At 32.3% G+C, this 11,204-nt stretch carries 11 protein-coding genes; all 11 read left to right on the top strand.

Going from position 1 to position 11,204, the window contains the following annotated elements:
* The first annotated feature begins 234 nt into the window (after positions 1-234).
* The 11 genes from ACNQGG_RS17015 to ACNQGG_RS16970 all read left to right on the top strand — a co-directional run bounded on the left by ACNQGG_RS17015 (position 235) and on the right by ACNQGG_RS16970 (position 11,142).
* Positions 235-591, top strand: a complete 357-nt coding sequence (locus ACNQGG_RS17015) for a hypothetical protein (protein ID WP_417966012.1) — start codon at positions 235-237, stop codon at positions 589-591.
* 93 nt (positions 592-684) lie between these two features.
* Positions 685-906, top strand: a complete 222-nt coding sequence (locus tag ACNQGG_RS17010) for a hypothetical protein (RefSeq protein ID WP_417966010.1) — start codon at positions 685-687, stop codon at positions 904-906.
* On the top strand, positions 884-1,348 hold the full coding sequence (locus ACNQGG_RS17005; protein ID WP_417966008.1) for a hypothetical protein: 465 nt from the start codon (positions 884-886) through the stop codon (positions 1,346-1,348). The genes ACNQGG_RS17010 and ACNQGG_RS17005 overlap by 23 nt, the downstream gene beginning before the upstream one ends.
* A gap of 14 nt (positions 1,349-1,362) precedes the next feature.
* Positions 1,363-2,316 (top strand): SIR2 family protein, encoded by a 954-nt coding sequence (locus tag ACNQGG_RS17000; protein ID WP_417966006.1) that lies wholly within the window; start codon positions 1,363-1,365, stop codon positions 2,314-2,316.
* Between the two features lie 11 nt (positions 2,317-2,327).
* A complete protein-coding gene (locus ACNQGG_RS16995; protein WP_417966004.1) occupies positions 2,328-4,004 on the top strand; it encodes an ATP-binding protein in 1,677 nt (558 codons plus the stop codon).
* A 92-nt stretch (positions 4,005-4,096) separates the two neighbouring features.
* Positions 4,097-4,621 carry a hypothetical protein gene (locus ACNQGG_RS16990; protein ID WP_417966002.1) on the top strand — a complete coding sequence of 175 codons (525 nt, stop codon included), beginning with the start codon at positions 4,097-4,099 and terminating at the stop codon, positions 4,619-4,621.
* 52 nt (positions 4,622-4,673) lie between these two features.
* The gene (locus ACNQGG_RS16985) at positions 4,674-5,669 is read left to right on the top strand and encodes a bacteriophage abortive infection AbiH family protein (RefSeq protein ID WP_417966000.1); all 996 of its coding nucleotides are present in this window, start codon (positions 4,674-4,676) and stop codon (positions 5,667-5,669) included.
* A complete protein-coding gene (locus ACNQGG_RS17290; RefSeq protein WP_470303376.1) occupies positions 5,670-5,783 on the top strand; it encodes a DUF6998 domain-containing protein in 114 nt (37 codons plus the stop codon). It begins immediately after the preceding gene.
* A gap of 29 nt (positions 5,784-5,812) precedes the next feature.
* Positions 5,813-6,604 carry an HNH endonuclease gene (locus ACNQGG_RS16980; protein ID WP_417965998.1) on the top strand — a complete coding sequence of 264 codons (792 nt, stop codon included), beginning with the start codon at positions 5,813-5,815 and terminating at the stop codon, positions 6,602-6,604.
* Positions 6,605-6,607: 3 nt separating this feature from the next.
* Positions 6,608-8,110, top strand: coding sequence for an ATP-binding protein (locus ACNQGG_RS16975; protein WP_417965996.1), 1,503 nt, complete (start codon positions 6,608-6,610; stop codon positions 8,108-8,110).
* Positions 8,107-11,142 carry a type I restriction endonuclease subunit R gene (locus ACNQGG_RS16970; RefSeq protein WP_417965994.1) on the top strand — a complete coding sequence of 1,012 codons (3,036 nt, stop codon included), beginning with the start codon at positions 8,107-8,109 and terminating at the stop codon, positions 11,140-11,142. Before ACNQGG_RS16975 ends, ACNQGG_RS16970 begins: the two co-directional genes overlap by 4 nt.
* The last annotated feature ends 62 nt before the right edge of the window (positions 11,143-11,204 follow it).

The raw sequence follows: 11,204 nt of genomic DNA, 5'->3' as shown, positions 1-11,204 counted from the left end.
ATCAATTTACCCCGAAATTAGGTGGTCAATTTGAACTGGAAAGTGGTGGTCAGTTTGCTCTGGAACTGGTGGTCAATTTACACTGGAAAGTGGTGGTCAATTTGACCGGTTTTTCCAATACAGGCTAGAGAAAATATTATAGACAAAGATAAATTTGCAGATACATTTTTAAATTTTGAAAACATTTCAATTGTTTGTCATCATGGTAAAACTACCGCTCTTTATTTAATTGAATTGTGTAAATGGTTTAAGATTGATTATTTCGTAATTAATGATTGGGATTTTGATGAATTAGATTTAGACATTTCGACAATTTCAGAATTTATTGATATCCAGACGCTTAAATATCATAAGATCTATTGCGAAAGCACAAATAAAGCAATGATTACTAATAACTGGAATCTTATCAATTCAGCAGGAATCAACAAGATTCATTTTAATGTTAAAAAGTTAGAAAGTGTAATTGGATATCATTTAAACGATAAAAGTAGTTTAGGTATTTGGAATTTATTGAACAGTGATGCATTTTCAGTTTCAGAAGGTTTATTTCCTGAAAATTTATCAAATTATTTAGGTATTACTACAATTTAAAACAATTATATTCATGATGAAGCGACATAGTTTGTTAAGAGATTTATTATTAGCAAAAATGATAAAAGTAGAAACTGAAATTATGTAACCATTATGAACTATATTCAAAGTACATCAGCTTTTCATGTAACGTGGTTAAATAGACTAAATCCTATTTATAGAATTTTGAGTGATATTCAATATATTGATGATTTTTTTGTAGATGGTAATATCTACCTATCAAGTTTTAAAAATTTTAAAAAGTATGATGATGAAATGCAAGGCGATAGAACTGAAGGACAAAATCTAGTTGGTGGATTTAATGGAAAAGACTAGTCAATATGTATCATATGAAGGTGGAATCAATGCTTATGTACTATGTGCAACAAATTCCTTGAATGAAAATGTAATTAAGGATTTTAAGGGTGTTGGAGCACTAAAAATAAATGATTCAGTAAACTTTGGTAAAGAAATAGCAAGAAAATTGCCTTTTGTTAATACAGGTATTGGAGGCGATTGTATATATGGAAATTCTAAAGTTCAAATATTAGAAAATGAACAGAATAAAGCATTTCATAATATTGACTTTGGTAATCCAATTATGATGAAAGAGGAAATATCTCAAATAACTTTAGGAGTTGAAATGTTTATGAAGCATAAAAAATATGAGCATCAACAAGAACATAGATTATTATGGTTTTCTGAAGTTCAAATAGATAATGGAATAGTTATTCATTGTCCCGAGGCAATTAAATATTGTGATAAAATAATTTTTTGAAAGGTATACTAGAAATGGAAGAAATAAAAGAAAGAGTTTTTACAATAATTCAAAATTATCTAAAAACTCCACCTATAATTATCTGGGGGTCTGGCGCAACAGTTCCTTTTGGGCTTCCTAGTATGAATACGTTAAATGAGATTTTAAAAGATAGCATTCCAGAGTTTGATAAAGATTGTGTTAATCTTGAAGTTGAGCTTGGTAAAGAAAAGTATCATGAAGTAATGCCACAAATAAGAAATACAATTTGGCATGCAATTTCAACTGTTGATTATGAGGTATTACAAAATCTTTTAATTTCAAATAGTAATGATTTTAATGGAATTAAAAAATTAGTAGAAAAAATTAGTGATGCTCATCCAAAAGTCACTAATATTATTACTACTAATTATGACCGTATTATTGAAAATGTACTTTCATTTCATGGAATACCTTTTACAGATGGATTCTTAGGTAAAGAACTTTCTCTATTTGACGAAAATTTATTTTCATCAAAAAATATCGTCAACATTGTTAAAGTTCACGGATCGCTTAATTGGTTTGATTTTGGAGGGGAAATTCGATATTTACAAAATAATATTGAAAGTTCAGTTCCTCAAATTATTTGTCCAGGAAAGAATAAATACCAAGAGGCATATAAAAGTCCTTATAGAGAATTAATCCAAAAATCGGATTTATATATTAATTCTGCGGATAGCTTTTTAGTAATAGGTTTTGGCTTTAATGATGAACATCTGACCCCGAGAATTAAATCAAAAATTAAGAAAGGAACTCCTATTGTAGTTATTACTAAAATTATTTCTGAAACATGTCTAAATGAACTCGAAAGCGCTGAAAAATATGTACTTCTTGAAGACGATGGGGATAACAAAACTAAAGTGACCGTAAAGGAAAGAAACTTGGAAAAACAAATAATTATTCTCGAAGGCAATTTTTGGTCTCTAAATAATTTTATTGAAATAATATAAAACAAAAAAATATGCAATTAGGAAAAGTACAATGTGTAGATACAGGTAACATTACTGTTTTGGTTGAAAGTGAAGAGTTATTAAATAATGTTCAAGTCAATCAAATCATACAAATTCGTTCAACTAAGACAGGCGAAAAAATTATAGGACTAATTTCTAAGATTCTTAGGAAAGCTTTGTCTGCTAAAATTGATGAAAACGACGATGTTGATTTGATAATTGAAAATGTAATTAAAGTAAATTTAGTTGGGACGTTTATTGAGACGCAAGGAACAGCAAAGAATTTATTCAAAAGAACATTGAATACAGTTCCCAGTATTAATGCTGATTGTTTTTTGCTAGTAGGTGCTGAATTAACCGAATTTATGAAAACTATTTCTTCAAGTAGTGAAAACCCTTTGAAGGTGGGAACTTACACAATTGCTGAGGAATCAGATGTAAATCTTGATGGAAATAAATTCTTTCAAAGACATGCAGTGATAGTTGGAGGTACTGGCTCAGGTAAATCATGGACGGTAGCTAATGTTCTCGAAAGTGCATCAAAATTAAAATCAGTAAACTGTATTGTTCTTGATTTACATGGAGAATATACTCCTTTAAGTGGATTAGACAATGTTTCTCTTTTAAAAATTGCAGGACCATCTGATGACTGTACAAATCCAGACAATATTTTTCTACCCTATTGGCTATTATCATACGAAGAAATAGAATCTTTATTATTAGATAGAAGTGACAGCAATGCTCCAAATCAGTCAAGAGCACTTTTTGATTTGATAATAAAACTAAAAAAAGAGAAGTTAGAAGCTGAAAATAAACTAGATGTATTAAGCAATTTTACGGTTGAGAGTCCAATACCTTTTTCAATATCTCAACTTCTCCAAGAATTGGATAATGAAGATCAAAAGATGGTTGAAGGAGCTAAAGTAGGTACAGAAAAACAAGGCCCACTATTTGGTAAGTTAACTAGATTTGTTCAGCGATTAACGAGTAAAAAAGAAGATAAGAGATTGAATTTTCTATTCAATGAAGATCCAGTTCTTTTGGATTATGCTTGGTTTAGTATTTTAGTTAAAAAGCTTCTCGATTTTGGAAAAGGAAGTGGTATTAAAATTATTGACTTTTCAGAAGTGCCATCCGACATTTTACCTTTAATAACTGGATTATTAGCAAGATTAGTTTTTTCTATCCAACAATGGACAGATGAAGATAATAGACATCCAATATCAATTTTTTGCGATGAAGCTCATCTATATCTTCCTGCTAATACTAAAGGTTCAATAGAAGAAAAAGGATTACAGAGTTTCGAAAGAATTAGCAAGGAAGGAAGAAAATATGGAGTTTCCTTAGTTGTGATTAGTCAACGACCATCTGATGTAAGTAAAACCATTTTGAGTCAATGCGGTAATTTCATAGCAATGCGTTTGACAAATCCAGATGACCAAAATGTAATAAAACGTTTGTTTCCAGATAATTTAGGTGATTTTGCAAATTTATTACCAATTCTAGATATTGGAGAAGCTCTTATTGTTGGTGATGCTTCATTATTACCTAGTAGAGTTCAAATTGACAAACCAACAATTAAACCTAAAAGTGCTACGGTTGATTTTTGGGATGAATGGTCAAAGGATAAAACTAGTTTTGATTTAGACCTATCTGTTGAGGCTTTAAGAAGACAGTCTAAATTTTAATACTAATCAAGAAATCAAACAACTCTTACAGATTATATAAAATCAATTAAAATGATTAGTGTATTATTATGATTAAAATCATACAGAATAAAATGATAACAATAGACTTTTGGCTTACAATTATTCAAGATTCAATTTCAGGGATAACTATAGGTATTACGATAGCCTTAATCGGATATTTTATATGGAAAAAACAAAATTTATACTCAAAAAAATTTGATGTTTATATTAATGTCATATCCAGTATTGAAGAAATTTATAGGGTTATAGTGAATTCTATATTTTTTAAGAACAATCCTATTTTGAACGAATTCTATGAATTTGATGATAGTTTATTTTTAGAATTAAAGAAAAATAAAGTGTTATTTATATCTTTCTTTGGAAAACAATATAATGATAAAATTGAATATTTTATAAATATTAACAAACATATTGAAAGAGTTCAGTTTAAATATGAAAAAGATACAACAACTATAACAAGGTTTTATAAACCGGAGGAATATACACCTGAAATAGTAAACATGCACAATCAACAAGTGATTGATAAAATGCATGAATATATAAAAGAGCTAGAAATAGTGTCTAAGAGCTTAAAGAATTATGCACTTTTAAAATGAACGGAAAAGAATAAAATTAAATTGTAATAATGAGTAAATTTCAGAATATTCAATGGATACACTTTACATAATAGGGAATGGGTTTGATTTGTATCATGGGTTAGATACTAAATATCAGTCTTTTGGTATGTTTTTACAAGATAAGCATACTGAATTATATGACTGTTTAATTGAATTTTATGGTTTACCATATTTGGATCAAGATGATGAAGATAGTTATTATGATCCCTTATGGGCGGATTTTGAAAATGCATTAGCAGATTTAGACTTTGAGTATATTTTAGATGAAAACTCAGATTATCTTCCAAATATTGCCAGTGATGATTTTAGGGATAGAGATTTGCATTCTTTCCAACAGGTCATGGAAGGTATCGTTGATAATTTAACAGCGAAAATGTATGAAGCTTTTAAAGAGTTTATTTTGAATGTAAAGTTTCCAAACGACGTGAAAGGATTGCAATTGAAAATTGATTCTGATGCTTTATTCTTGAATTTTAACTATACCGATACACTTGAAAGATTTTATAACGTAAATGACTCTCGAATCTTATACATACATAATAAAGCAACTTCTGATGAAACATTAATTCTAGGACATGGCACCGATCCTAGTGAATTTAAATCAAAAGAAGAAATTCAGCCTGATGGATTGTCAGATGAAGAGATTTATGAATGGCAACAACAAATGGCAGACAACTATGATTATTCATACGACTCTGGAAAAGAGGAATTGTTGACTTACTTTAGTAAATCATACAAATCAACCGAAGAAATAATACAAAATAATCAAACCTTTTTTTCAAATCTGAAAAGCATTAAAAATATTATTGTTTTAGGTCATTCAATATCAAACGTTGATCAACCATATTTTAAAAATATAATCGAATCAATAGAAGATAAAACAGTTAATTGGGATGCTTCTTACCATGGTGAAAAGCAACCTATTTATGAGAATATGATTGCTATTGGATTAAATGATGAACAGATTAATTTGTTTAAAATGGATGAGATTAAAGTTAAAAATGATATTAATTATACGTTGTTTTAAATGTTAGTCAAACAACTCCTCGAAGTCACTCAAAAGTTGTGGACCCAATACCAAAGAAGTTTTTCATTGGATGGACGCCATGTAGGTGATATTGGTGAAAGTTTTGGCAGCTGAGAAATATGGTTTGTAACTTAAATTTTGAAATGGATAATTCAATAACTAGTAAAATATGTATTTGGTGTTTAGAAACTGAACCCACTGTAACTTTTGAAAAGAAAGCCCATACTATTCCGAAGTCATTAGGAGGACAGAATTACAATAAAAATGTCTGTGATGGTTGTAATTATCATTTTGGAAATAAAGATACACACAATGGTAAATATTCGATTGAAGTTGCTTTAAAAGAAACATTTAACATATCGCGTAAAATGTTTTTAATTTCGGGGGTGCAAAAAAGAAAAGTTGGAGAATTTAAGTCCCAATTTTTTGAAATAAAAGAGCGAAACGGAAAGCAACGTTTGAGCGTTAGACCTTCGTTTATGTTTGCTTCTCAATCGGAACTTTGTAGAGCTTTTAAAAGAGGCTTGTACAAAATGTATTTTGAGGAGCTCAACAGGCAAAATGGGAAAGGTTACGAATTAGTTTATGATATTATAAGACAGTTTGCAAGATTCAATGATGGTGATTTACCAGTTTATTATTTTAAGAGACGAGTTGGTATAATGATGCTTTTTCAAAGAGAACCCGAAACGCCAATTTTGTATTTTGACAGAATGACTTATTTGTATTCAAATGAAAAATTTGCAGAGATTGAGTTTTTGGGACACGTTTTTGGTTTTCCAATTTCTAATTTTACTCGGGAGGATTTTGATAATTATATTCAATCCTCCCTTGAGTTAAAAAAAGACCATTTTATTGAAGCCGTAAATATTAAAAAGCTTACTGATGTTGATATTAGTTTGAGTATTATGAATGATTCAAGAAATAAAATATAAAAAATGAGCGAATCTCAAAACATTGAATGGAAACGAAGTTGGCATGACGACTATCTGAAATGGATATGCGGTTTTGCCAATGCTGTGGGTGGTACTATTTTCATCGGCAAAGATGATAATGGTGGTGCGGTAATGCATTTGGAGAATTACAAAGCCCTAATGGAATCCCTTCCCAATAAAATTCGTGAAAATTTGGGTATCATCTGCGATGTCAATTTGCATGATGAAGCGGGTAAAAAATATATCGAAATCAGAGTCAATCCGTACTCGGTTCCTGTGTCGCTCCGAGGGCGTTACTATTATCGTTCGGGCAGTTCCAAAATGGAAATGACCGGAAATACCTTAAACGAGTTTTTACTCAAAAAAGCGGGTAAAACTTGGGATGATGTCATAGAAGAAGGTGCTGGTCTGAATGATATAGACGACAACAGTATAAAGACATTTGTCAAAGATGCCTTAAAGAGCGGACGTATGCCCAATGATATTGGAGAACTTTCTACTGTAGAACTTTTGGAAAAAATTCGTTTGCTCGATCACGGCAAACTCAAAAGAGCCGCCATCATCCTGTTCGGAAAAGACCCGAATCGTTTTTATCCCAACATCAAAGTAAAAATAGGTCGTTTTGGCGTCAACGATGCCGACCTGCGTTTTCAGGAAGTTGAAGAAGGCAATATTATGGAATTGTTAAAAACAGTTCCCAATCAATTAAACTACAAGTTTTTCACCAAACCCATCGACTTCGAAGGTTTGCTACGCATAGAAAAAGATGATTACCCTGTGGCTGCCATGCGAGAGATGCTGCTGAACGCTTTGGTACACCGTTCCTACATGGGATCGATGATTCAAATGCGTGTGTATGATAATAAATTAACCATTTGGAATGAAGGTTTATTACCCGAAGGCATGGAGCTGGAAAGCCTGAAACGCCACCATATTTCGCGTCCCAGAAATCCTTTGATAGCCGACGTTTGTTTCAAAGCCGGTTATATTGATTCTTGGGGACGTGGTACCTTAAAAATTTATGAAGCCTGTAAAGAGATGGGCTTGCCGGAGCCGGAAATTATTTCGATGGATGGAGGAATACTGGTTACTGTATTTAAAAAAACAACTCAGTTGCCAAACGACCAAGCTGTTGTCTCAACCGGTACAATGAAGTCTATTGAAGAACTTCAAAAGGAATTTGGATTACTATCTGACCGAATTACTCTCGGTAAGGAAACGAACGTTGCTTTTTTACGGGGTAATTACGGGGTATTTACGGGGTATTTACGGGGTAAATACGGAGTAAATACGGAAGAAATACGGAAGAAACATAACGAAAAAGCATTATTTGTTTTAGAGCTAATCTCCATTAAGCCAGATTTAACTCGCCAAAATATTGCAGATCTACTTGGGATTTCGCTGAGTACAATTGAAAAAAATATTAAGATATTGAGAGATGCCACTATAATTGGGAGGGAGGGCACAGACAAGATAGGTTATTGGAAAATAATAGAACAAAAATGAAATTCACAGAATCACAATTAGAAAAGGCATTTATTCACCTACTGCAAGAGGAAGCTATGACGCATCTTCCGGGCGGTGAAGTGCGTAAAACAGAATTCAACGGTTTGGCCGAACCTCCAACTGTTTATGGTCATGTGGTAAGTGAAAAAGTCCTGATTACAGAGGATTTAAAAAATTACCTGCGAAGCCAATACAGGACAGAAAAGATTACCGAAAACGAAATCGATTCTATCTTAAGGGATTTAGATCGTTTGCCTGCTTCGGATTTGTATGAAACCAACAAAACTGTTATGAAAATGGTAAGTGATGGTTTTTTGTTGAAACGTGAAGACCGCAATCAGAAAGATGTTTATATTCAGTTCATTGATTATTCAGAACAAGATAACAACACCTATAGAATTGTCAATCAATTGGCGATTAAAGGGTATGAAATGCGTATTCCGGATTTGATTTTATACATCAACGGATTGCCATTGGTGGTATTTGAATTCAAAACCGCTATTCAGGAAAATACAACCATTCATGATGCCTATGTACAGCTAACTACTCGATATAAAAGGGACATTCCCGATCTGTTTAAATACAATGCTTTTTGTGTCATAAGTGACGGAGTAAATACCAAAGCAGGATCATTCTTTGCTCCTTATGAATTCTTTTACGCCTGGCGCAAAATTGAAGGGATGATAAAAGAAGTCGATGGAATAGATGCTATGTTTACTTTAATACAAGGAATGTTTAACCGAAAACGTTTACGAGATATTATTCAAAACTTCATCTACTTACCGGATAGCACTAAGAAAAATGAAAAAATTGTATGCCGCTATCCGCAATATTATGCTGCAACAAAACTTTTCGAAAACATAAAAATACATCAACGACCAGAAGGTGACGGTAAAGGAGGAACTTATTTTGGTACGACAGGTTGCGGTAAAAGCTACACCATGCTATTCTTGAGTCGCTTGTTGATGAAAAGCACTCATTTTGGCAGCCCTACGATTATCCTTATCACAGATAGAACGGATCTCGATGACCAATTATCCGGACAATTTACGAATGCCAAAGGATTTGTGGGTGATGATACGATTATTAGTGTAGAAAGTCGATCTAACCTTCGTGAATTAGTTCAGGGAAGAAACAGTGGTGGCGTATTCTTAACCACCATTCACAAGTTTACCGAAGACACTAAATTATTGACCGACAGAAACAATGTGATTTGTATTTCAGATGAAGCACATCGAAGCCAAACCAATTTAGACCAAAAAGTAAAAGTGACTGAAAATGGTGTGATTAAAACCTTTGGTTTTGCTAAATACCTTCACGATTCTTTACCAAATGCAACGTATGTCGGTTTTACAGGTACCCCTATTGATGCAACAATTGACGTATTTGGGGATGTTGTTGATGCCTATACAATGAAAGAATCAGTTATAGATGAAATTACCGTACGCATCGTTTATGAAGGCCGTGCGGCTAAAGTTTTATTGAATAACAGCAAACTGCATGAAATTGAAAACTATTATAATTTATGTGCAGAAGAAGGCAGTAATGAGCATCAAATAGAAGAGAGTAAAAAAGCGATGGCCCAAATGAATGCTATTATTGGAGATCCAAAGCGGTTAAAAGATTTAGCTAAAGACTTTGTAACTCATTATGAAAATAGAATAACAGAAGGAGCTACCGTAAAAGGGAAAGCCATGTTTGTTTGCAGCAGCAGGCCCATTGCCTATGAATTTTATAAAAACGTTTTGGAACTAAGACCAGAATGGGGCGAAATAAAAGTTTGTGATGATGGAGTAATCCTTACGGATAAAGAGAAAAAGGAAATCAAACCAATGGAGCGCATGAAAATGGTAATGACTCGTGGAAAAGATGATCCGGAAGACATGTATTATTTATTGGGTACGAAAGACGATCGAAAAGAAATGGATCGTCAATTTAAAAACGAAAAATCAAATTTCAAAATAGCTATTGTGGTTGATATGTGGCTTACAGGTTTTGATGTTCCATTCCTTGATACGATGTATATAGACAAACCGATTCAGCGTCACAATCTGATTCAAACCATTTCGAGAGTGAATCGAAAATTCGAAGGAAAAAACAAAGGATTGATCGTAGATTATATTGGTATCAAAAAGCAAATGAATCTAGCTTTGGCCCACTATAACAAAAAGGATTCTGATATTTTTGAAGACATCGAGGAATCCATTATAGTAGTTAAAGACCAACTGGATTTATTACATAAACTGTTTCATAAATTTGACAATAGTAAGTATTTCAAGGGTACACCTCTGGAACAACTGAACACTTTGAATAAAGGCGCTGAATTTGCCCAAATAACACAAGATATAGAAAAGCGCTTTATATATATCGTAAAGCGTTTAAAAGCAGCCTATGATATTTGTTCCGGTAGCGAAGCTTTCACGAATCACGTAAGAGATGAAATTCATTTCTTTTTGGCTGTTCGATCCATAGTCTTCAAACTAACCAAAGGAGTAGCTCCTGATACTGCCCAAATGAACAATCGAGTCCGCAATATGATTCAGGAAGCAATTGAAAGTGAAGGAATAGAAGAGATCTTTAAATTAGGAGAAACAGGAGAAAAAGAGGTTGATATATTTTCTGAGGATTATTTGGCAAAATTGGACAAAATTAAACTTCCTAATACCAAAATAAAACTATTGCAAAAACTGTTAGCAAAAGCTATTGAAGACGTACAGAAAATCAATAAAATTATGGGAATTGATTTTTCAAAACGCCTGCAATTTATTGTAGACAAATACAACGAACGAAAAGAAAGTGATGTATTAGACAGTATCGTATTAGAAGATTTTACCGATGAGATTATTGATCTATATTTTGCCCTAAAAAAAGAGAAGGACTCCTTCAAAGATTTAGGAATAGATATAGAAGAAAAAGCCTTCTACGATATTTTAAAAGCATTGGCGATTAAATATGATTTTGTTTATCCCGAAGACAAACTGCAAATTCCAGTGATATTGACCACCCAATTCCAATTTAAAGTGACCACCTGATTCCAATTCAAAATGACCACCTAATTCCGGAGCAAAATGACCACCTCCATTTTTCATTAAAA

It is taken from the genome of Flavobacterium esculini (assembly GCF_048284325.1).
Classification (GTDB): domain Bacteria; phylum Bacteroidota; class Bacteroidia; order Flavobacteriales; family Flavobacteriaceae; genus Flavobacterium.
Note: the sequence above shows the minus strand (reverse complement) of the source record. Positions and strands in the feature narration are given on the sequence as shown.